The organism is Gimesia algae, from assembly GCF_007746795.1.
Classification (GTDB): Bacteria; Planctomycetota; Planctomycetia; order Planctomycetales; family Planctomycetaceae; genus Gimesia; species Gimesia algae.
In genome coordinates this window covers 5203862-5226468 of record NZ_CP036343.1, presented here as the reverse complement: position 1 = coordinate 5226468, position 22607 = coordinate 5203862, and the positions used below count along the sequence as shown (strand labels likewise).

Here is a 22607-nt window from a genome sequence, read left to right as displayed (position 1 = left end):
AGTGGTTGAATTGATCTCATCTATTTCAATCTGGTTTTGATAAGTTCAAATACCGCATCAAACATCGGCTCCGTCAGTCGTCCGGTAAACGTATTCTGCTGACTGGGGTGATAGCTGCCGACAAGCCAATGGCCGTCCGGAAATTGATACACAGCGCCATGCGAAAATTTCGGTCGTTTTCCAGTTAGTTTTTCCTGCCTTTTTTTGAAATCCAACACTGCTTTCCAGCCGATTTGCCCGAGTGCCAGGAAGACCTGAACCGGCAGCAACTCCACGGTCTGCTCAAGCCAGTCGTGACAGTTTTCAATCTCTTCTCGCGTTGGTTTGTTGGCAGGGGGCGCACAATGGCAGGTGGCGGTGATGGCGCTGTCTATTAGTTTGAGGCCGTCTGAAATGTGTTCTGCTTCAGGTTGGCTGGCGAAACCCGCTTTGAACATCGCGCGGTACAGCCAGTCCCCACTACGATCGCCAGTAAACATGCGCCCGGTGCGGTTGGCTCCATGGGCAGCCGGAGCCAGACCGACAATCAACAGTCGGGCTTCTGGATCCCCGAAATTGGGCACGGGTTGCCCCCAGTAGTCCCAGTCCCGGAAGGACTTTCGTTTTTCCGACGCGATTTTCTGGCAGTGCGTCAGTAAGCGTTCACACCTGGTGCAGGCAACAATGTTCTGATTCAATTGGTTCCACTGTGAAACAGGCATGGATTCCTCAAGACGGCAAACGTGACATACGCTGTCGGAAGTGTATATTATAACGATTAGACGGACAGCGACGATTAAATGCGAATTATCTGCACTATCAATACCAGCAAACAGGTCGAGTCGTCAAACCGGACTCTATATTTAAAAAGAACATTTTAAATTCGAGGCTTGATAATTCGTCTCAGTCCACTTTACGATGGTAGATACGTAATTCTATTGCCGATTAAGTGTCGGCATACGTGCCCGCATCAGATTTACTGCTTTTGATCTCGTTTCAGGAACAGCAATTGTGTCAAAACTACAACTTCCTTTGATCTCACTGGTGGCTGCCATCCCGGGTGGTTTTTTAGCCTATCTGCTGGTGATGGCATTTTTAAACCATGCAGAAGCAATGCCGACAATGCTGCTCGCGGTAGCAGGTACCACTCTACTGATGAGTGGTGTTCTGGTATTGATGCCCATCGGGACATTGATTTTTGGTCCCAAAGGGGGCGCGAAGAAAAAAGACAATGAGGGAGCGGAGTCGCTTGACGAAGAGGATGAGGAACTGGTTTCTGATTCTGCCGCCGAACTGTCAGGTGAGTTCGAAGATGATGAACTCGGCGATGATTTCGACGAAGTGGATGATGACATGTTCGAATCAGCCGGGGATCTCGAAGTCGGCGATGATTTTGATGATGCAGAAGTCAGTGGAGAGATGTCAGATAGCGAATTCGATTTTGCAGACGATGATTATGAGTTTGATGAGGATGAAGAAGAGGACAAATAAACTTCGTCCCCTGCTTCTCATGGCATCGAAATCTTATTTCAGGTTCTGCTGAAAGAACTGGTCCATATCTTCGACCATGTCATTGAACCAGGGCAACTGGTTCCAGCAGCCGTGCTTGCCTTTAGGGTAAACTTTAATGCCGGTGGTGACGCCGAGCAGTTTCAGCTTTTCGCGGGAAGGCACATTGCGGTCAGGGTTGTCGAGTTCTCCTGTCATAAACAGCAGCGGTGGCGTTTTCTTGTCGAAATGCAGGTAAGCATCACTGAGCTTATACAGTTCGGGTGCTTCATCAATCGATTTCCCCAGCCACTGATTTGAATAAGATTTGTCTCCACTTTTTCTGGAACGTTCTGCCACAGTTCCGGAAGCCATTTCCATCGGCCCTGCCATCACGATCGCAGCCTGCAGTTTTGAGGATTGATCCGGGTAGCCGGCATCTCCCTGCAACTGTTTCTCATCAGGAGCAGCCGCCATTAAACCGGCCAGATGACCGCCGGCAGATCCACCGACGGCACCAATCTGTTCCGGGTTAACGTGAAATTGTTTTGCTTCTGCTCTCAGGAAGCGGACTGCCGCATTGCAGTCTTGTATCTCGGCAGGAAATTTTGCTTCATGTCCCAGACGATATCCGACGGCCATCGTGACATAGCCGCGTTCGCAAAGGGCAACCGCCAGGGCGCGGAATTTGGTTTTGTCACCGTTCATCCAGCCTCCGCCATGCACCACAACGACAGCGGGGAAAGGGCCTTGGCCCGATTGGGGTATGAAAATATCTGCCAGCAGCTTACGGGTTCCCGTCTGTCCATAGACCACATTCAAATGGGGGGTGACTGATTCCGGAACTGTGGTGGTTGGACGCCTTGGTTTACTGTCGGTCGCGGAGACTGCGGGTTCAGGCATACAGCCATAAGCATTCATACGCTGACGATACAGGCCGCCAAAGCCGGTAATATAGAGCGAACGCATGTCCGCGTCCCCGAAGGCACAGTTGATGGGACGTGTGGGCGTGTGAATTTTTGCCAGTAGTTTCCCCGCAGGATTCCAGATCCAGATGTCAGCGGGACCTGCACAGTAGACGTTTCCGGCGCGGTCGACGGTCATCCCGTCTGCCCCCTTGTCCGGGCCGGAATCCATTTTAGCAAACAGGCGTCCGTTTTTTGTGACGCCGGGACTGGTGACATCATAGGCCCAGATTTCTTTAGGAACGTAGGCGGCGACATACAGAGTCTTACCATCCGGTGACAGAATCAGTCCATTCGGTGTTTTAATATCTTTGACGGCGACTGACTGTTTGCCTGCGGGAGAAATCCAGATCACTTCCCCTGCACCCGTAAGTGTGTAATAGATACCCCCCTGCTGATCGACGACCAGGTCGTTAGGCTTGCGGGGAGGTTTAGCATCTGCGGGTTGACCGGCGATGTTTTTTTTCGTTTTACCGTTCAGTACACAGATCTGGCTGTTGCCATTATCAGACAAGAAGAGTTTACCATGATTAAAATAACTGGCGCTGATCCGGCCGGCGTCATCCAGAAAGACTGAAACTTTTCCCGTGCGGGGAAAATAACGATACAGCTTGCCTCCTTTGACATCCGGAAAAAACAGGCTGCCTCCCCCATCCCAGGCAGGGCCATCAGCCAGTCCAAAATCACTGGCAATTGTTTCCAGCGGGGAAGAGGTATCAACGATGGGATCTGCTGCCAGGGCGTGATTCCAAAGTAGGGTGAATGTGATAAGTAAAAGCGCGAGCGGTTTCATAGATGTTTCCTGATTTCTGAGAAATAGAACTTTTCAATGAACTTAATCAGCTTGTTATTGCCGGACGAGTCGGTTTTGTCGCATGTCCAGGGCCGCTTTGTTTGCGTTGCGGAATAGAAACCTGTTTGGGTAGAGTCGTTGTTGAAAAATCCAGTTTCAGGCCGTGAGGCTGTGCCTGAATGGTTCCCCAAATCTTTTTGATTGGAAAAGTAGCATTATGACTGGCGGTTGAATATTTGACTTGTGCTTCGGCTTCGCAAGTGTAGCAAAAAACATGGGTGGCACATACAATCGGGACGAGCAGAAGTGTCAAGAAAGGTTGCCCGGATTTTTGAGCGAACCTCTGTCGTATTTTATGTATCAAAATTTTATACATCAAACCAGCGTCTCTATTCTGATGGTAAATGTAAAATTGTGTGAATCAGGTTTCCATTCTCAATAAACTGAATCTGCAGATCAATCGTTAAGGGAGCGTTTGAGTCTGTTCTCAGCAAGAAACATTACGACCCGATGTCTGTCTAATTGAATGAATTGAGAGATTACTATGAGCGATGAAGGTCAGGAATCCGATCAGACGATTATCGAACGCCGCTTTATCAGACTGGTCCAGCGGGGGCGCTGGGAGTTTGTGCAGCGTGTCAACACCACGGGAGTCGTCTGTCTGTTTCCGTTGACAGTGGATCAGCGGGTGATTCTGGTCGAGCAGTACCGTCCGCCTGTGGAAGCAACGGTGATTGAATTTCCTGCAGGTCTCGCGGGTGATATTGCTGGTCAGGAAGAAGAACTGCTGGAGACTGCCGCTGCCCGGGAACTGCTGGAAGAGACCGGCTACCAGGCGGGGCAGATGGTGGCGCTGGGGTCTACCGTTTCTTCAGCGGGATTAACGGATGAAGCGGTTGATTTTTTTCTCGCACTGGATTTGCAGAAAGTCGGTGCAGGGGGCGGAGATGAATCTGAGAAGATCACAGTACACGAGGTCCCGTTTGCAGAAATTGAAGACTGGCTGGAAGAGGCGCGACAACGGGGTTGTCTGCTGGATGCCCGGATTTATGCCGGCCTGTATTTTATCACGAAGCATATTCAGAAAAATGGGTGAGCGGTTCCTGCATTCATTGAATGAAAAGAATATGATAAGCTGCTGGTACCCAAGTTGATCAATTCAGCCTTTTAATAATAGAGAACGAAAATCTAATGAGTGAAGAATGGATTGCTGACCGGATGCATCTGATTGATGCGTCCGGCATACGAAAAGTATTTGACCTGGCAGCAAAGATGGAAAATCCGATCAACCTGAGTATCGGTCAGCCCCACTTTGACACTCCGGACTCCATTAAAGATGCCTTATGCCAGGCCGTGCGGGATGGCAAAAATGCCTACAGCCAGACACAGGGGATTGCACCCCTCATTGGGAAAATTCAGGCGCAGGTTGATGAGGCCTATGGACATGCCGACCGACAGGTTTTTATCTCCAGTGGCACGAGTGGTGCGCTGATGCTGGTGTTAAATGCGCTGGTCAATCCGGGGGATGAAGTGATTATCTTTGATCCCTATTTTGTGATGTACACACACCTCACACGCGTGGTGGGGGGGAAGCCGGTTTTCGTGGAGACTTATCCGGACTTCTCAATCGATATTGAAAAAGTTCGTGCCGCGATTACTGATCGCACAAAACTGATTCTGTTTAACAGCCCCAGTAACCCGACCGGGCATGTTGCTTCTGCAGAGGAAACTCGGGCGTTGGCGGAGCTGGCGGCGGAAAAGAATATTGCGCTGGTCAGCGATGAGATCTATCGTTCCTTCTGTTATGACGCACCGTTTGTGAGCCCGGCCGGGTATAATGAAAATGTGATCGTGATCGATGGTTTCAGTAAATCGCACTCCATGACCGGCCATCGACTGGGCTTCGTACATGGTCCGCAGAGCGTGGTTCAACAGATGATCAAGCTGCAGCAATACACGTTTGTCTGCGCGCCGCATCCAGTGCAGTGGGCAGGGCTGGCCGCTCTGGAATGTGATATCTCTGATCGTGTCGACGAATATCGGGAAAAACGCAACCTGATGCAGGATCTGCTCTCCGAGAAGTATGAAATCTCCGGCGCGCAGGGCGCCTTTTACATGTTTATTCGCACTCCCTGGGGAACGGCAACCGAGTTTTGTACTGCGGCAATTCAGAATAATCTGCTGATTATACCGGGTAATGTGTTCAGTGGTCGGGATACGCATTTTCGAATTTCGTATGCCCAGGAGAATCCGATTCTGGAGCAGGGAGCCGCAATTTTGAACCGTCTGGCAGACCATCCCATGTGAAAAATCCGTTAACTGCCTGATTAACTTCCCGCTGAAGCCGGTTTTTTGAGACAATTGAAAACTTTCTCTATACCTGAAAGGGTATCACCTCTATTATGGAGAGAGTGTGCTGCTTTCTTACAGTGATCAAACGACTTACGATACTGCCAGATAACAACTTATGCCATCTGAAAAGCCGCAGAATAAGACCAGTCAGGTTTCAGCTGAAACCTCTGATGATAGCTCTGTCTCTCCACCCCATGAGTCAGAGGGGCTGCGTCTACCCCCGACGGGCGGTTTCGTAGAGTCTGATTCCACACAGGAAACCATCTACCGTTCCAGTGAGACCACACAAAAGCTATATCCCCCCGTCGAATCAGTGAGTCTGATAGGCAAACAGCTGGGAGATTTTAAGATCTTACGCAAGCTGGGCCAGGGAGGGATGGCAACCGTTTATCTGGCCGAGCAGGTTTCGCTCAAGCGTGAAGCTGCCATCAAAGTCATGCACAGCGAGTTGATGAGTGATGAAACCCATGTCAGGCGGTTTGAACGGGAAGCCAAGGCCGCTGCCGGGCTGACCCACCCTAATATTGTCCAGGTTTATATGACGGGTGATTATGAGGGAACCCATTATATCGCGCAGGAATATGTGCGTGGCATCAATCTGAGAGAGCATCTGTCGCGAAATACACCACCTGATTGTGCCTTGATCTTACGAATTATGCGACAGGTAACCGCTGCGTTAAACGCCGCGGCAGAAAAGGGGATTGTGCATCGGGATATCAAACCCGAAAATATCATGATCACCTCTAAAAAGCTGATCAAGGTGGCTGATTTTGGACTCGCACAGATTGGCCAGTCGGAAGAACGGGTGAACCTGACCCAGGTGGGGACAACCATGGGAACCCCCCTGTATATGAGCCCGGAGCAGGTCAACGGCAGAACCCTCGATCAGCGGAGCGATATCTATTCGCTGGGAGTGACCTGTTACCATCTGATTTCGGGTAAGCCCCCTTTTCATGGTGAAACGGCTCTGTCGATTGCAGTAAAGCATCTGAATGAAACCGCATACCCATTGAAAAAACGCCGTCCTGATCTGCCCGAGGAACTGTGTGACCTGGTACATCGGATGATGGAAAAAAGTCCGGACAAGCGGCCCGGGAACGCGGCTGAGTTGATGCAGGAGATTAAAAAAATATCGGAGGAGAGTCCCGGGATTCGCAAACGCAGCTGGAGCGAATTGCTCCCGTTCCAGGGGAATCGGAGTTTTCAGAAACAACTGCTGGCATTTGTACTGGCATCCCTCTGTCTGGGGGGAGTGGCCGCGGCGGTCGGCTGGGTGAATCGTCCTGGTAATCCGCTCGAAGCCCCCTATCTGGCTTCCGAGAATTCGGGATCGTCCATCATTCCCATAGAAGAAAGTGCATCCAAACAGTTTTTTCTGGCAACTCGGCTCGGCCTCGGCGATAGTGAAGATGCCTGGCAGGCCGTCATCAGGAATTTTCCGGACAATGAAATCTATACACCCAAGGCTAAAATCCGCCTGGGGGTTTTGTTAATCAGGCCGGGGCGGTACGAGGAAGCCAAGGCGATTTTTCAGGAACTGGTCAATTCGGGACAGGCAGGACAGGTTACCAATGGCTATGCCGGTCTGCTGGCTTTGGAAAGCCTGAATGGTCATCCGCGAAAATCACAGGATATCTGGGAACTTTATGTGAATAACCACGAAGAACAACTGGATGGAGAATTGAGAGAGATCGTCTATAGGGCATTGGTGTGGAACCAGAATTCACCTGAGATCGAAAAGAAAGACTACAAAAAACTGTTCGAGTCATTACAAAGCGAGGAAGAGCAGAACTTCACCCCCTGATAGCGGGGATCTCGTTCTCTGAACGGGTTCTGAGAATCTTGGGGAGTCTCCTGGATGGAAGCGCTGTCATTTTTCAGAAAATGGTCTATAATAAGCTCTTGTACTGCATGGGCCGAGGATATTTCTGGATCTGTGAAGTGAGAAGGCAAATTCAGATAGAAGCCTCGGTACCGATCCGTTCAAATTTATCAGTCAAACTCCAGTCTAGTCGGGCACAACGGTGGCGATTTTACAAATACTCAAAGGGAAGGTTCCCGAACAGATCGTCGAGCTGAATGGCGACCGTGTGATCATGGGGCGCCACCCGAATTGTGAGATTGTACTCGATAATGTCGCCGTCAGTCGTTATCACGCTCAGATCCTGGAAAGCCACGGCTTTTTTTACCTGGAAGATCTGCACAGTCGCAATGGCACACTGCTGAACGGGACCGTAATCGAAGGGCGCACGGAACTACACGAAAACGATACCATCAGTATCTGTGACATCCAGATGCAGTTCCTGCTGGACTATCAACAATCCCCTGAATTTATAGATTCCGCAATTCAACAGACACTGGAAGTCAGCAATCAGTCACTGAAGCAGGATTCACACCTGACACTCGATGATACTGAACCCAGTGATGGCGTGCTGGATGGGTCCTCTATTATCAGTTCGCTTGATCTGAACACCAGCAGCCATTTACGGATTAACGTCAAGCCGGAAGTCAAACTGCATGCCGTGCTGGAAATCAGCCAGATTCTCAGTCGCGCTTTAAAACTGGATGAAGTACTGCCACGTATTCTGGATGGCCTGTTCAAGATATTTCCCCCTGCCGATCAGGGCTTTATCATGTTGCAGAGCCCGGAGCGTAAAAAACTGGTGGTGAAAGCAACCAAAGCCAGACGCATGGAAGATGAAGATTCGATTCGCATCAGTACGACGATTGTCCGCCAGGCGATTATGAGTGGCTCAGCGATTCTGAGTGCGGACGCGGTCGAAGATGATCGCTTTAAAATGAGCGAGAGTATCACTTCCTTGCGTATTCGTTCGATGATGTGCGTGCCTCTCGTCTCTCAGGGAGGAGACATTCTGGGAGTGATTCAGATCGCCACACGTGATATCGGCCAGCAGTTTGATAAAGATGATCTGGACGTACTGGTGGCAATCACGCAGCAGGCGAGTCTGGCGGTCGAAAATGCGAAGTTACACGAAGATCTGGTCAAACAACGGGATATTGAACGCGATCTGGAATTTGCGCATCAGATTCAGCTGGGATTACTGCCTCACAATCGTCCGAAGTATAAAGAGTACGAATTCTTTGATTATTACGAATCAGCCCAGAGTGTGGGCGGCGATTATTTTGACTACATCGAACTGCCCAGTGGAAAACTGGCGGTGACGTTGGGGGATGTGGCAGGGAAAGGGGTGCCCGCTGCGATTCTGATGGCGCGGTTATATGCTTCAGCCCGGTATCAGGTATTGTCCCGAAATACAGCCGATAAAGCGCTGGGTGAGTTGAATACGGAAATTGCCTCGAGTGGAGTCGGGCTGCGTTTTATCACCTTCATCCTGGCAGTACTGGACCCCAAAAAACATACCGTGTCCATCGTTAATGCAGGGCATATGGCGCCGCTGCTGCGTAAAAAGTCTGATGGCAGTGTGGAACCGATTGCCCAGGATAAGTCGGGCATGCCTCTGGGAGTTTTGAAGAAGCAGGTTTTTCATGTGGAAACCATCACCCTGGAAAAAGGGGACACCCTGCTGCTGTATACCGATGGCGTTACGGAAGCCATGGACCAGGACAACAAGTTGTATCATAAGGATCGCCTGGTTAAGTATCTGAAGACGGGCCCCGAAGCCGCCGAGCCGCTCGTGAAAGGGCTGTTATCGGATGTGGAATTGTTTCGAAATGATTCCATGCAGAAAGATGACATCTGCGTGGTCTGTTTCCGCCGCAAAAAATAAAATTCTCTGGCATTCCCCTCTAGAATGATCAGAGGAATTGCTGTTCTATCTCACCGGATGAGGCCCGCTTTGACTACTGATGTACTTTCTATTCTTGGCAGTGATGGCAAGATCGCACAGCGGCTCGAAAAATATGAGCACCGTCCCGAACAACTGGAGATGGCGGAGGCCGTTGCCAACGCGATTGAGCAGAAGAAGCATCTGCTGGTAGAGGCGGGGACGGGGGTGGGAAAAAGTTTCGCGTATCTGGTGCCTGCGATTCTGGCGACTTGTAAACAGAATGAAACCCGTTCGGGGAAGGATCGGAAACGGTTGATCGTCTCGACGAATACGATCAGCCTGCAGGAGCAGCTGATTACCCGCGACATCCCGTTTTTAAATGCTGTAATGCCCGTGGAATTTTCTGCGGTTCTGGTCAAGGGGCGTTCGAATTATATCAGCCTGCGTCGCTTGAAAGGCGCTGTCGAGCGGGCAGGCAGCACGTTTTCGAAAGAAGAAGAACTGAGCCAGCTGGATCAGATCGTGCAGTGGTCCCATAAAACAAGTGATGGCAGTCGTGCGGATCTGGAGTTTCGCCCCATCCCGAAAATCTGGGATGAAATTCAGAGTGAGCACGGCAACTGTCTGGGAAAACGTTGTGCGACATACAACGACTGTTTTTATTATCGGGCGCGACGACGTGTCTGGAATGCTGATGTGCTGGTCGTGAACCACGCGTTATTCTTCTCCGACCTGGCGATTCGCAGGGAGGGGAGCAGTATTCTTCCCGATTACGATACCGTGATTCTGGATGAAGCACATACGATTGAGGCGGTTGCCGGCGACCACCTGGGACTGTCGATTACGAACAGTCAGTTCGATTATCTGTTTAACAAACTGTATAACGATCGCACGCAAAAAGGCCTGCTGCTGCATCACAACCTGGTTGACTGCCAGCAGCATGTCACTCGACTGCGGTTCATGGTGGAAGATTTGTTCGATCATCTCCTGGAATGGCAAGACAGTACTGGACTGGCCAATCGCCGGATCAGGCAGCAGCCTCCAATTGAAAATGGCGTATCGCAGGAGATGCGATTACTGGCGGCACGTATTGCTGAATACGCTTTCACTCTGAAAAATGAAGAAGAAAAAATTGAGCTGTCGGCAGCGGCAGAGCGGTGTACCGCATTAGGGGATTCATTGAACAGCTGGCTGACTCAACAGGCGGAAGGCGATTCTGTCTATTGGGTGGAAACCACGCGCGGGCGCAATCAACGGGTGAAAATGGTCAATGCACCGGTAGATGTCGGCCCGGTGCTGCGGGATGAACTGTTTAACCAGGCCCAGACCGTCATTTTGACCTCAGCGACATTAGCGGTCGGCGATCAGGATTTCAGCTTTACACGTTCCCGTCTCGGATTGACTCAGTCTGAAGAATTGAAACTGGGTAGCCCGTTTAACTACCAGGAGCAGGTGCGATTGATTCTGCCCGCTTCGATGCCAGATCCCGGTGAGGCGCCTGCCGCGTATGAAGCGGCGGTCGCAGAAAAATTAAAACAGTACATCGAACAGACCGACGGGCATGCCTTCGCTCTGTTTACCAGTTATAAAATGATGCAGCAGTGTGCCAGCCGCATCAGTGGGTGGCTCTCGGAACATAATCTGGCGTTGTATCTGCAAGGGGAAGGATTACCACGTTCTTTGATGCTGGAGCGGTTTCGTAATAATCCGCGCGGGGTCCTGTTCGGCACAGACAGTTTCTGGCAGGGAATCGATGTGCCCGGCGATGCGTTGACCAACGTCATTATTACCAAACTTCCTTTCAGTGTGCCCGACCATCCCCTGCTGGAGGCCCGGGTTGAGGCGATTCGGAGTCGAGGCGGGAATCCTTTTATGGATTACCAGATTCCGGAAGCGGTCATCAAATTGAAACAGGGCTTTGGCCGGCTGATCCGAACTGCCAGTGATCATGGTCAGGTCGTGATTCTTGATCCGCGTGTGCGAACCAAACGTTATGGAGAAAAATTTCTGCAGAGCCTGCCCGACTGCACACTGATTATAGATGAGCAGGATGTTTGACCAACGATATTTTCAGTCGGGAATTATTCAGAACCGAAAACGATATCGCTGCTGCAGAAAGAACCTCCGAAATTGTTGGCCAGCGTGACGACCTGATCCAGCCCATCCAGAAAGAGTGTGCGGCTCAGATCATTGAGCGGATGCAGGAAGACGGACCAGAGAACACCATCGCCGATCGCGTAGCGGGCATCCAGAGAACGGTCAAAGTTGGCTTCCATCACATCCCACAGATCATCTTCTTCCAGATCTTCTTCTTTGAGGATGGGGGTCATGGCGCGGACGCGATCATGTTCTGCATCAACAATTAAAAACAGGACACGCTTACCGTATTCTACTTTCCAGCAACCCTCACCCGCTTCCAGAATGTTACCTACTTCATCAATCAGTTGTGAAATCGATTGCGCATTTAAAGTTGATTTGATCGTCGCAATCATTGTCCTGCTCCTTGAACAAGTATCCTGAACTTTAGAAATCGGAAACCGGTTGAAAACGGGGTTGAACCTGACGTTCTGGTATCTTGTCCAAACCAGTACATTCAGGAACTCTGCCCTGTTTTTGTTAACAGGATGTGATACGATTCCTGTAACCGGCCCAATTTCAGTGTGCCTTTAATGTCTATTGTTTATCACTTCACTTCTAAAAAGCAACAATTATTTTGAATCGTGTCAGAATTAGAGAATGCCGCCAATTTCCCATTTGTCACTTCCTGACTATGATATGCGATTCAAAAATGCTCACGAAGTTCGATTCAACCTGAAATGATTCTGTCACAGAACTGACGTCACTTTGAATTTCGATTCAGATCAGTCTCAAGGATAACAGAAACAATCCTGGTTTGGGTTAATTCGGGAGGGATTTCATTCCTTTGTTGATGCGGAATTACTTTGACTACTAATGAATCTTTACATCCTGTTTCGCTGGAAAAATTAGACCAGCAATACCAGAACCTGCTCGACGGTAATTCCCTGGAATGGCACAATCAACGGGTCTTTTCCCGATGCCTGGGCGTTGGTGGACAGGGAGTGGTGTACCTGAGTGCCCGGGAAGGCGCTGATGGATTCCAGATTCCAGTCGCCCTCAAATTATTTTCTCCCAAACGCTATGCCGACTCAGTCGCCTATCAGACCGAGATGGCAAGGCTGTCGCAGGTTGCGGCGCAGGTTGCCCGCGTTCAGGAAAACCATCTGGTCGCCGTACAGAATTTTGTGACACGAAATCAAGTCTACATCATGGAAATGGAGTGGATCGACGGGTATGACTTGCGGAGTCTGTTAACGCCGGCGACCTTCAAGCAGATTCGTGAACAGGTCACCTCCCGTCGCTGGAGAAATATCAACAACAATGTTTTTACCAAAGGGGTTCAGCAACCACGTCTGAAGCCGGGAATCGCTGTGTCGATACTTCGCGAGTGCCTGGCGGCGCTGGCGGCCTTACATCGTAACAATATTATCCACTGTGATATGAAGCCTGCCAATATCATGCTCAAACGGAGTGGGAATGCCAAGATTATTGATATTGGATCTGCCATCGATTTAAAAAATCTGCCTTCCACTCAACCCTGTACGCCAACCTATGCGGCACCGGAAGTCCTGTCCGGGGGACGGGCGACCCCCCAGTCCGATCTGGCCAGTCTGGGATATATTCTGATTGAAGTGATCACCGGATTTCAACCGTTTGCGAATCTGAAGTATGCTCAGTTGATTAAAGCCAAACAGAATATTCTGCAACAGCTGCCCCAGTGGTTTCCCGCAGAAGAGTTCGCGCTCAGCGAACCGTTGATGAAACTGATCCATCGCCTGGTTCATCCCGATCCGGCAGAACGGTTTCAATCGGCGGAATCCGCAGATCTGGGCGAAGATGGCGCGGCCGACTTTCATCGACTGCTTGTCAAAAGCGATCTGCCCAGCGATTATGAAAACGAATTGCGGCTTTGGATTGAAGAAGTCGAAACGGATTACTTTGAGGATGTCCAGTTGAACTCCGATCCCAACACCACCGTGTTCACAACACGTGAATGGCAGGAAGACAGCCAGAATCAACGATCGTCAGAGTCCTGAAAAGCTGGTAGGGCCGCGATATCTTTACAAGGCTAATTAAACAGAAGCGCTGAGCATTTGTTTTGAATCGTCGATTCCTGACCTGTTTTTTACATTTCCTGATTTGCTGTAACTCACACAGCCTGTTATTTTAGCGTAGAAGAACTATCCACTACTCAACTACCGTAATTGAGGTTTCTCCGTGAATCAGCGTCTCAGCATCTGCATGCTTCTTTTTGTGTTATTCTCTGCCCCAATCGCTTCAGCGGCTCCACCTGCTTTAGAATTGAAATCGGGTGACCGGATCATCTTTCTGGGCAACACGATGATCGAACGGTCACAGAAATTCGGGAGCTGGGAAAGCGTGTTTCTACGCAGTTTCCCCCAGGCAAAACTCTCGTTTCGCAACCTGGGCTGGAGTGGAGATACGGTCTGGGCGGAATCCCGGGGCATCTTTGATCCACCGGCCGTTGGTTATCAGCGCATGATCAAGCAGATCAATGAGTTGAAGCCCAACTATATTCTACTGGGTTACGGGGGAAACGAAGCTTTCGCTGGCAAAGACGGTTTACCGGCCTTTCAGGCACAGCTACAGAAACTGATCAGTGATCTGAAACCGACGGGCGCGAAATTAATTCTCGTTTCGCCATATCGTTACGAAAATGAAGGGGCGCCACTGCCTGACCCGGCGAAACATAATCAGGAACTGAAACTGTATGCCGACCTCCTGCAGCAGACTGCGGAAAAAGGAGATCATTATTTTGTCGACTTGTTCTCGCAGTTGATTCCGGAACCGAACGGAGATCCCGGATTAGAGTGGACGACCAACGGGATCCATCTGACGAAAGCAGGATACGAACGCGCTGCCGGCATCATTGCCGTTGACCTTGGTCTGAAACCGATTGAACTTTCTCCTGCTGTGGCTGATGAAGTGACTCAGCTGACCTTCGATAAGAATCGTGAGTATTTTTATAACTGGCGTCCACAAAATATTACCTATCTACTGGGTTTCCGCAAACATGAACAGGGGCAGAATGCCAAAGAGCTACCTCAGTTTATTCCGTTAATCGAAGCCAAAGAGGCCGCGATCCACAGCCTGGTTTCCTCACATTAGCTGTCTCTGAATCATTCCGACTCACAAATTATATCCCGACCTGTTATAGATCTCTGCAAGGATCGTTCCTGTGATAAATCAAGCCGCTTTACCGTTCCAACGTTTTCTCATCAGTTCTGTCTGTCTGTTGAGCCTGTTTTCTGTTTCGACAGTGCGAGCGCAGCGTGACCTGACGGACATTCCACCGCCTGATCCCGAGCTGGAACGCAAGTCATTCAAAGTAGCTGAGGGATTCGAAGTCAACCTGTATGCGGCTGATCCCCAGATCGCTAAACCGATTCAGATGAATTTTGATGCGCAGGGGCGACTCTGGATTGCTTCTTCGGAAATTTATCCACACATCAAGCCGGGTGAAAAAGCCAACGATAAAATTCTGGTAGTGGAAGATCAGGATGGTGACGGGACTGCTGATAAAACAACCGTGTTCGCTGATGGACTGTTGATTCCCACGGCGGTGATGCCCGGTGATGGCGGCGCGTATGTGGGAAACAGTACCGAACTGCTGTTTTTGAAAGACACCGACGGCGACGGCAAAGCCGATGTCCGCAAAACGGAACTGGCCGGATTTGGAACAGAGGACACCCACCATATTCTGCACACGCTCCGTCGCGGACCAGCAGGACAGTTGTTTTTTAATCAGTCGATTTATATTCACAGCCACATCGAAACACCCTATGGCGTACGCCGATTGAACGGCGGAGGCATCTGGAAGTACCAGCCAGAGTCAATGGAACTGGAAGTGGTCATGCGGGGCATGGTCAACAGCTGGGGGCATCACTTTGATCGCTGGGGGCAGTCATTCTGTACGGACGGGGCCTATGGTCACGGAATCAACTACACATTTCCCGGCGCCGCGTTTGTGACGGCGGTTGGCATGGATCGAATTCTGAAAGGCCTGAATCTCGGCAGTCCCAAACATTGCGGACTGGAGATTCTCAGTGGTCGCCATCTGCCCGATGACTGGCAGGGAAACATGATTACGAACGACTTCCGCGGGCATCGTGTTTGCCGCTTTGTGGTGACGGAAAATGAAGCCGGTTATGTTTCACGCGAACAGGTCGAACTGATCAAAACCGATCATGTCGCGTTTCGGCCAATTGACGTGAAGATGGGCCCCGATGGTGCGATTTACATTGCCGACTGGTACAACCCGATCATTCAGCACGGCGAAGTCGATTTCCGCGACCCCCGTCGCGATCATACGCATGGCCGCATCTGGAGAGTGACCTATAAAGGCAAACCGACTCTGCCACGCCCGAAACTGGTGGATGCGACAAACCAGGAACTGCTGGAAGCTTTGAAACTGCCCGAAGAGTGGACGCGACAGAATGCCAAGAACGTACTGCGGGAGCGGGGACGCGAGAAAGTCGAAGCCGATCTGAAAGCCTGGCTGAAAGCACTTGATTCCCAGGATCCTCAATTTGAACATAATCAGTTGGAAGGCCTGTGGGTCGCGCAAAGTATCAGCAGTGTGCAACCGGAACTGTTGAAACAATGTCTCTCTGCGAAAGATGGTCGTGCCCGGGCTGCTGCTGTTCGTGTTGCCCGGCACTGGAAAGACAAACTACCCGACACGTATGCTCTGATCGCGCCGCTGGCGGATGATGAACATCCCCGCGTGCGTCTGGAAGCAGTCCGCGCCCTTTCGTTGTACAACAAGCCGACCGTGCTGACAGACGTCTACAAAGCACTCGATCATCCGGCTGATGAATTTCTGGATTACGCATTGTGGCTGACGACGCGCGAGACCAAATCGATCTGGCTGCCTCAGGTGCTGGATGGAACGTCGACACTGCAAAAACATCCGAAGAAACTGCTGTTCGCATTAACGGCCGTGAATTCTCCTGAAGTCGCTCCGGTAATTACAAAACTGATTCAGACAGGCCAGATTCCTGACAGCGAACTGCAGACGAGTCTGAATCTGCTGGGTAAATTTGCCAACGCCGGCGATCTGCAGCAACTGTTTGAACAGTCTCTCAAATCGGAAACGAAGCCCGCGCATCAGGCGGCAATACTGCGCACACTCGCCCAGGCTGTTCAAGCGAGAAAGATGCGACCGACCGGGGAACTGGAAGCGTTACAGCAGCTGTTTCGCTCTGAAAATCCGGCAGTTCGGCAGGCGGCGATTGAATGTGCGGGACTCTGGAAGATCGCTTCGTTACAGAAGCCCATTCGCGAGTTGGCAGAGTCGGACCAGAGCAGTCTCGAATTGCGAAAAACAAGTCTGTACGCCTTGGCTCGTCTGGGGGGCAATGAGAATCAGCAGTTGTTGCTAAAACAGAGTAAGAGTGCAGAGTCAGAGGCATTGGCGATTGCCGCAGTCGCTGCACTGGCGGAGATGAATGTCAAACTGGCTGCCGCACAGACGGTTGATCTGATGCAGACGGTGACTTCACCCGATCAATTAACCGCACTCTCAAATATCTTCCTGCAGCGCAAGGGAGGAACGGGAGTGCTGGTAAATGCTTTGAAGGGAAAAACGATCGCTAAAGACGCCGCAATTCACCTGGGACGATCGATTCAGTCCACGGGACGCTCCAATCCCGAACTGGCGAAAGCGATTGCCGTTGCCGGGGGATTGTCCAGCAGCGGAGCGCCTCAGCCGGTGAATCTTCCGCCTGCGGAAATGGCCAACATGATCCATGCTGTCAAAACAGAGGGCAATGCCCGGCGTGGAGAAGCCATTTTCCGCCGGGAAGATCTGTCCTGTCTGAAATGTCATGCGATTGGCGGCGCTGGTGGGAAGGTCGGTCCCGACTTGATCAGTCTGGGGGGGAGTTCCCAGCCGGATTACATTGTTGATTCGCTGCTGAATCCCAATAAAGCAGTCAAAGAAAATTATAATGCCGTGACTGTGGTGACATTGCAGGGGAAAGTGTATTCGGGAGTGCTCGTGCGACGTTCTGACAGCCAGCTCGTTTTGCGGGATGTGAATGATAACATCATGAATATTCCCCTGGATCAGATCGATGAAGAAGCGCCGGCCGCCTCACTGATGCCGGTTGGACTGCTGGAGAAACTGACTCAGCAGGAACTGACCGACCTGGTACGATTTCTGACCGAGCTGGGTAAAACAGATGCGTATACGGTGAGCAAGGATCGCGTGGTCCGTCGCTGGCGCGTGATGAAAGGGACCCCGGCCGCCATGAATGCGATTCGTCGAACGCGACATGCGACCGCTGCAACAGAGAACCCCGCTTTCGTCTGGGAACCGGCTTACAGCCGCGTCGATGGAAGTCTGCCAGTCCGCATGTTCGATGAGATCGGCAAGCTGCATGTTTCCAATCGGGCGAAAGGAGCGGCTTTTGTCCGTTGTGAACTGGAAGCACTCTCACCGGGTAAAGCGATTCTGAAATTCGATTCCGTAGATGGTTTGAAAATGTGGCTCGGAGAAAAGCCGATCGTCCTCAAACCGGAGACCGAAATTGAACTGACGAAGGGGGTGCACCGCCTGACGTTCTCCATTGATCTGACACCTGAAAGGGATGTACTGCGACTGGAATTACTGGATGCACCCAGTTCACCGGCTCAGGTGGAGATTTTGAACGGGAAATGAGTCGAGCTTCATCGCTTGATTTTCAATTTGAAAACTGAAGTACTCAATCATTGATCTGACGTGGCAGGTGTATATAAAATGCACACTTAAGCTTGAGCATTGGTTTTCTGAGTTGAGTCGCGCCTGGATAAAGGTTTTCTGTTGATGAGTACCCCGTCTCCCCGCCGTCGTCATCGCAAGCCGCCACCTCCCTTAGAAAATACAACTGAAGTTTCTGGGCCAAAGAAAAAACGACATACCAACTCCCGGAGAACTACCAGGCAGCGTAACGAATCGATGCTCCGCGTTGTTTTATTCGGAATTGCAGGGCTGATTTTGATCTATGGTCTGTTCTTCATGGACTGGCATGATATCGGCGGAATCATCGGTCTGTCACGGTCTCGCGCGAAACTCCTGAAAGACCTGGAGTATTATCAAAATGAGCAGCTCGAACTGATTGCCTCTTTTCAAACGAAAGAACAGGCAAAAGCCGCTGTCCCCCGACTGAATGAGATCGCGAAAGAACTGGCACTCATTTCTGCAGAATTCGATGATTGGGTGATTGTAGAAGACAAGGATGACATTGAAGCCGCGATGCAGCTTCCGCCTGAAGTGCGAGAAGAACACAGCAGGTTTGCCAGGGACTTCCGGCAGAAACGCAGTCATCACTCCGTTCGCCTGACACAGGAAATCAATCGCCTCAGGAAAGAGTCTGGTATAGGAAACTATATCAATACACTTGTCGTTAACTCGCTTACTTATGGGGGGCGTTTTGCTCGGGAGTGGGAGTTGGATAAAGCGAAAGAAGGTGCTTTCAAGAATGGTTATTCACCTGTCACCGCGGGAACGGTACTCAAGAAAGGGATGCAGATTCAGGGAATTAATTCTCAGTACGACTGGCAGGATTGTATTATTAAAGAAATCTATTCAGACGGTAAAGTGCGAGTCAATTTTATCGATGGCAATCCCCACAGTTTATTTGGTGGTCAAGGATTCTTGGATTATAAGTATGAGCGGGATCGACTGCGGATTCCTGACACGATTCCTGTCAGGAACACTTCTGTACCGACTCGAAACAGCAATGGAACTGCTCAACCTGTCCCAGGTGGAAATACGGGACGACGTATCGATTTCCCGCCTCCCAAACGCGTTCCTTCAAATCGCTCTTTTTAATATTTTGTGATGCAGATCACCTTTTGCCAGATTGCACAGCAACGATACGGCGAACGCGATTACTCGATGCTCCCAACTCACCGGCTCAGGTGAAAATTCTGAACGGGAAGCGAGTCAGCCAGGCTTGAGTTTCACTTTATAAACCGACGTATCCCAGAGTTGACCTGACGGTACAGGGGTATATAGAATGAGTGTTCGTACTTGAATGGTTGTTTCCAGACTGAGTTCTTTTTTAACTGTAGCGTCTCCAGAAACATTTGGGCTCAGTAAAATCGTATGCGGCACTATGGTAAAAAGTAATGCGCTTCAGGTTGATTTGAGTCTAATGTAAGGGTTCCTTTCCGTGAGTACTCCACCTCCCCGCCGTCGAAAACGTAGAACAGCCAGTTCCTCTGAACCAGAGTATCAGTCACCCCGCAGAAGGAAAAAGAAGCCGGGGTCCAGCAGCAAAAAGAAAAAAAAGCAGTCCGTCAATAATGCGGCACTGATCAAGGTCGCGATGTTTTCTGCTGGCGCACTGATCCTTGTTGCCGGAATATTCATGTTGGATTGGAAAGGAATAAGTAAGGATTTGGGAGTCGGCAACTCTCAGGAGAAGATCTTGAAACGAGTGCTGGCAATTAAAGAAGAGCAGGCTGATATTTTTGCCTCCATCAAAGATGAATCAAGTGCCAGGGCAGCTGCTCCTCGTATGAAACAAGTTACTGTGGAGATCGCAAAAGCGATAGCCGATCTCAAGGAACTCAAAAAGACTGATAAGATGACCCCGGAAGAAGACCGGGAGCTCAAAGCAAAATACGAATCATTGAATAAAGAAACGGATGCACGACTAAGAAAAGAGGTGGAACGAATAAGTCAGCTTCCAGGGATGTCGCAAGTGATGGCGGAAATATTACGTGAAGTTCATTTTGCTCAGATGGAAGCCCAGGCTCAGATTCGTAAAGATGCAGCATTAGCCGGCTTTAACGCCAGTGGCTATTCTCCTGTGACAGACAGTACCACTATCACACCAGACATGCGGATCGAGGTTCTTGCTTTAGGTGATATCTGGAGACCGGGAACGGTGAGGGATGTTGCCGCCAATGGCAATGTCAAAGTGAACCTGGATATCCATAAGCATTCCAACGCCTTCGATCAATATTATCAACGCAACAAATTGCGGCTACCTGATTAATTGGTGTCCTGTACTGAACTGGAATTATTACAGACAGTCAAAGCTTATATTTGTTTCCAGAGCGACCGAATTGTGTGTTGCGCGGTGACAAAGCGCTCTCCCCAGGTTACTTCCAGCAGGGCGGGAACGTATTTCACATTTAGTGATGTGGGTCACTCTGTGCTCAATTGCAGAGCAACTGTGCGGCGAAGGGAATTACTCGGTGCTCACGGCTCACCGGCTCAGGTGGAGATTCTAAACGGGAAGTCGTTTTATAGTTCGCTAACTCGCGAACATCTCGCGAGCGGCCTCTTTCGCTGGCCGGGTACTTGAAGCGCGCATCAGATTAAACCATAGAGTTTCTCAAACTATTATAATCGGTCCAAATGGTCCTGGAGACGCTCTCGCACAACGGAACTCAGTCTAAGTGGTTATCAAATCCTCATTTCGCCCTTAATTAACAGTATTAATGGCAAAGACCGATTGTATCAGTTGTAATTGATGTGAGTGAACATTGTAGGGTTTTAAACAAAAATGCCTGTGTTCATGAAGGTAGTACACTGAAAATTATGTCACTCCTCCGATACTGATTGAGACAGAAAGAAGGGCACTCACTGCGGCTCCTTCTCAATTCTTGTATTCAATCCATTAGAGAAACGGAGGTCTCTATGCGCTGCTGCATCACGGCTGCGCTGTTGCTTGCACTGAGCACTGGCTGCGGGTCTATCAAGACAACCGCTTTTGATCGTCTGGAAGATGACACCCTCATCGCCAACCCGGACAAGCATTTAAAAGGCGTACCGGTCACCCTCAAAGTTCCCACGCATCTCAAGCTGACGATTGAGGAAAAAACATTCTGGCGCGTGGAGGGATCCGAACTGATCCCAGTTACATCCTGCCGCGCCACTCGGGATGTTATTCCTAAGGTTCAATACACGGAAAAAATCTTCCTGGTAGATCCAGTCAAACCCGGGTCTGGAACCAGTGGCTATGGCTTTACTTTCAGAGGTGATAATACGAAGGAAGATGATCCCTATGCTGGAACCGGGCAACTGAAAGGACTGAATTACCACATTACTGATACGACGATTACCGATTCTGCCGAATTGCTGTCGAAATCACTCAGTTTTGTAAGTGCCTTTCGAACAGCAAACGGAGAGGACAACGGTGAAGGACCAAAAGCTTTTGGTGCTGGAAATGATAGTGTTAAAAGCTTGGGTGTGATTCAGACGACACGTGTGGTTGCCTGGTCACAATTTGACATCAATTCCGAATATTTTGAAGAAGATGTCATGGGTTTTCTGAATAAACATCTGAATGAGAAATCCTGTAAACCGGAGTGTCCGGTCTCAACCTGTAAAAGATAGTTTTACTGCCACCACCTGGATGGAATTCGCAGGTCGGCAATAGTGAAGGAGTCACGAATGCGTTTTTTTCTTGTCGGCACGCTACTGCTCCCTTTAATAACATTGAGCTGTACTTCGTTTCACACGACAACCTTGGGGAGACTCGATACAGACTCACTATTTGTAGAATGCTTTGGGGGGAAAGCCAAGGGGATACCTGTCAAAATGAAAGTACCCTCGCACGTGACCGTCACGGTCTACGAGCAACAAGTCTTAATTCACGGGGTTGAAGGAATCAAATTACAATCCTTCAATCCGCCGCAGTATGAAGTGAAAACCGATCTGGCTTATACGGATAAGGTTTTCCTGGTGGATTTTGTTCGTCCTGCCGGCGGGTCTCTGGATTTGTTGAGTTCTGATGACAATAAAAGTGGAATCGAATTTGATGATGAACAGTACTTCAAAAGCGTCCAGGCTAAGGTCCGGGAGCAGACTATGGAGCAGGTTTCCGGCGCCTTGGATAAGATTGCAGATATTCCAGGAAGTTTTGTGAAGAAGCCAAAGGTTGCTGGAGAGGAAACAGCTGCTCAAATCCTCGATCCCGAAACCGGCTTGAAAAACGTACGTTTTGAAAAGTCTGTCATCGCGTATCAGCGATTCGATCTGGCACGCCCGCACTGGGAAGATGAGATGAACTGTTTTGTAGCCAAATACCTGAAGAAATGCGGTACCTGTCCTGGTTCAGAAACTGCAGGACAAGGATTGATGTTCCCCGGTCAAGCTGCAGTGGGATTCCGGCCTGAACTGCTTCCATTGCTGGAGCAGTAGATTCTGGGGAAACAAGTAGTCTGTTCGCCAGGATGTTT

The 22607-nt window shown here is 50.1% G+C and carries 16 protein-coding genes; 13 read left to right on the top strand and 3 right to left on the bottom strand.

The features are described 5' to 3' along the window. Positions 1 to 20: 20 nt before the first annotated feature. The gene (locus tag Pan161_RS19425; protein ID WP_145229967.1) at positions 21 to 701 is read right to left on the bottom strand and encodes a uracil-DNA glycosylase; all 681 of its coding nucleotides are present in this window, start codon (positions 699 to 701) and stop codon (positions 21 to 23) included. Between the two features lie 289 nt (positions 702 to 990). Here Pan161_RS19425 and Pan161_RS19420 point away from each other — a divergent pair, with 289 nt between their 5' ends. Continuing rightward, complete coding sequence (locus tag Pan161_RS19420) at positions 991 to 1470, top strand: hypothetical protein (protein ID WP_145229965.1); 480 nt, start codon at positions 991 to 993, stop codon at positions 1468 to 1470. A 33-nt stretch (positions 1471 to 1503) separates the two neighbouring features. Here the strand turns inward: Pan161_RS19420 and Pan161_RS19415 are convergent, their stop codons facing one another. Beyond that, entirely contained in the window at positions 1504 to 3225 is a 1722-nt protein-coding gene (locus tag Pan161_RS19415) for an SMP-30/gluconolactonase/LRE family protein (protein ID WP_145229963.1), read from the bottom strand. A gap of 544 nt (positions 3226 to 3769) precedes the next feature. Here Pan161_RS19415 and Pan161_RS19410 point away from each other — a divergent pair. The 5 genes from Pan161_RS19410 (at position 3770) to Pan161_RS19390 (ending at position 11384) form a co-directional block, all read left to right on the top strand. After that, positions 3770 to 4321 (top strand): NUDIX hydrolase, encoded by a 552-nt coding sequence (locus Pan161_RS19410; RefSeq protein ID WP_145229961.1) that lies wholly within the window; start codon positions 3770 to 3772, stop codon positions 4319 to 4321. Positions 4322 to 4416: 95 nt separating this feature from the next. Then, complete coding sequence (locus Pan161_RS19405; protein ID WP_145229959.1) at positions 4417 to 5532, top strand: pyridoxal phosphate-dependent aminotransferase; 1116 nt, start codon at positions 4417 to 4419, stop codon at positions 5530 to 5532. A 160-nt stretch (positions 5533 to 5692) separates the two neighbouring features. Next, positions 5693 to 7381 carry a serine/threonine protein kinase gene (locus Pan161_RS19400; protein ID WP_145229957.1) on the top strand — a complete coding sequence of 563 codons (1689 nt, stop codon included), beginning with the start codon at positions 5693 to 5695 and terminating at the stop codon, positions 7379 to 7381. Between the two features lie 220 nt (positions 7382 to 7601). Further along, the gene (locus tag Pan161_RS19395; protein ID WP_145229956.1) at positions 7602 to 9326 is read left to right on the top strand and encodes a SpoIIE family protein phosphatase; all 1725 of its coding nucleotides are present in this window, start codon (positions 7602 to 7604) and stop codon (positions 9324 to 9326) included. A gap of 57 nt (positions 9327 to 9383) precedes the next feature. Beyond that, positions 9384 to 11384, top strand: coding sequence for an ATP-dependent DNA helicase (locus Pan161_RS19390; RefSeq protein ID WP_145232756.1), 2001 nt, complete (start codon positions 9384 to 9386; stop codon positions 11382 to 11384). A gap of 23 nt (positions 11385 to 11407) precedes the next feature. On the opposite strand, the gene Pan161_RS19385 is transcribed toward Pan161_RS19390, so the two are convergent. Next, positions 11408 to 11818, bottom strand: coding sequence for a type III secretion system chaperone family protein (locus tag Pan161_RS19385; protein WP_145229954.1), 411 nt, complete (start codon positions 11816 to 11818; stop codon positions 11408 to 11410). 450 nt (positions 11819 to 12268) lie between these two features. Here Pan161_RS19385 and Pan161_RS19380 point away from each other — a divergent pair, with 450 nt between their 5' ends. The 7 genes from Pan161_RS19380 (at position 12269) to Pan161_RS19350 (ending at position 22569) form a co-directional block, all read left to right on the top strand. Next, on the top strand, positions 12269 to 13441 hold the full coding sequence (locus tag Pan161_RS19380) for a serine/threonine-protein kinase (RefSeq protein WP_145229952.1): 1173 nt from the start codon (positions 12269 to 12271) through the stop codon (positions 13439 to 13441). A 181-nt stretch (positions 13442 to 13622) separates the two neighbouring features. Next, a complete protein-coding gene (locus tag Pan161_RS19375; RefSeq protein ID WP_145229950.1) occupies positions 13623 to 14534 on the top strand; it encodes an SGNH/GDSL hydrolase family protein in 912 nt (303 codons plus the stop codon). A gap of 70 nt (positions 14535 to 14604) precedes the next feature. Then, entirely contained in the window at positions 14605 to 18090 is a 3486-nt protein-coding gene (locus tag Pan161_RS19370; protein WP_145229948.1) for a PVC-type heme-binding CxxCH protein, read from the top strand. Positions 18091 to 18234: 144 nt separating this feature from the next. Further along, positions 18235 to 19242 (top strand): tudor domain-containing protein, encoded by a 1008-nt coding sequence (locus Pan161_RS19365; protein ID WP_145229946.1) that lies wholly within the window; start codon positions 18235 to 18237, stop codon positions 19240 to 19242. 499 nt (positions 19243 to 19741) lie between these two features. After that, the gene (locus tag Pan161_RS19360; RefSeq protein WP_145229944.1) at positions 19742 to 20416 is read left to right on the top strand and encodes a hypothetical protein; all 675 of its coding nucleotides are present in this window, start codon (positions 19742 to 19744) and stop codon (positions 20414 to 20416) included. A 647-nt stretch (positions 20417 to 21063) separates the two neighbouring features. Beyond that, complete coding sequence (locus tag Pan161_RS19355; protein ID WP_145229942.1) at positions 21064 to 21762, top strand: hypothetical protein; 699 nt, start codon at positions 21064 to 21066, stop codon at positions 21760 to 21762. Positions 21763 to 21819: 57 nt separating this feature from the next. Next, positions 21820 to 22569 (top strand): hypothetical protein, encoded by a 750-nt coding sequence (locus tag Pan161_RS19350; RefSeq protein ID WP_145229940.1) that lies wholly within the window; start codon positions 21820 to 21822, stop codon positions 22567 to 22569. Positions 22570 to 22607 lie beyond the last annotated feature (38 nt).

Coding starts and splice junctions, on each gene's coding strand:
- Pan161_RS19425 (WP_145229967.1), bottom strand. CDS start 701: ATGCCTGTTTCACAGTGGAACCAATTGAATCAGAACATTGTTGCCTGC.
- Pan161_RS19415 (WP_145229963.1), bottom strand. CDS start 3,225: ATGAAACCGCTCGCGCTTTTACTTATCACATTCACCCTACTTTGGAAT.
- Pan161_RS19410 (WP_145229961.1), top strand. CDS start 3,770: ATGAGCGATGAAGGTCAGGAATCCGATCAGACGATTATCGAACGCCGC.
- Pan161_RS19405 (WP_145229959.1), top strand. CDS start 4,417: ATGAGTGAAGAATGGATTGCTGACCGGATGCATCTGATTGATGCGTCC.
- Pan161_RS19400 (WP_145229957.1), top strand. CDS start 5,693: ATGCCATCTGAAAAGCCGCAGAATAAGACCAGTCAGGTTTCAGCTGAA.
- Pan161_RS19390 (WP_145232756.1), top strand. CDS start 9,384: ATGAGGCCCGCTTTGACTACTGATGTACTTTCTATTCTTGGCAGTGAT.
- Pan161_RS19385 (WP_145229954.1), bottom strand. CDS start 11,818: ATGATTGCGACGATCAAATCAACTTTAAATGCGCAATCGATTTCACAA.
- Pan161_RS19365 (WP_145229946.1), top strand. CDS start 18,235: ATGAGTACCCCGTCTCCCCGCCGTCGTCATCGCAAGCCGCCACCTCCC.
- Pan161_RS19360 (WP_145229944.1), top strand. CDS start 19,742: ATGTTTTCTGCTGGCGCACTGATCCTTGTTGCCGGAATATTCATGTTG.
- Pan161_RS19355 (WP_145229942.1), top strand. CDS start 21,064: ATGCGCTGCTGCATCACGGCTGCGCTGTTGCTTGCACTGAGCACTGGC.
- Pan161_RS19350 (WP_145229940.1), top strand. CDS start 21,820: ATGCGTTTTTTTCTTGTCGGCACGCTACTGCTCCCTTTAATAACATTG.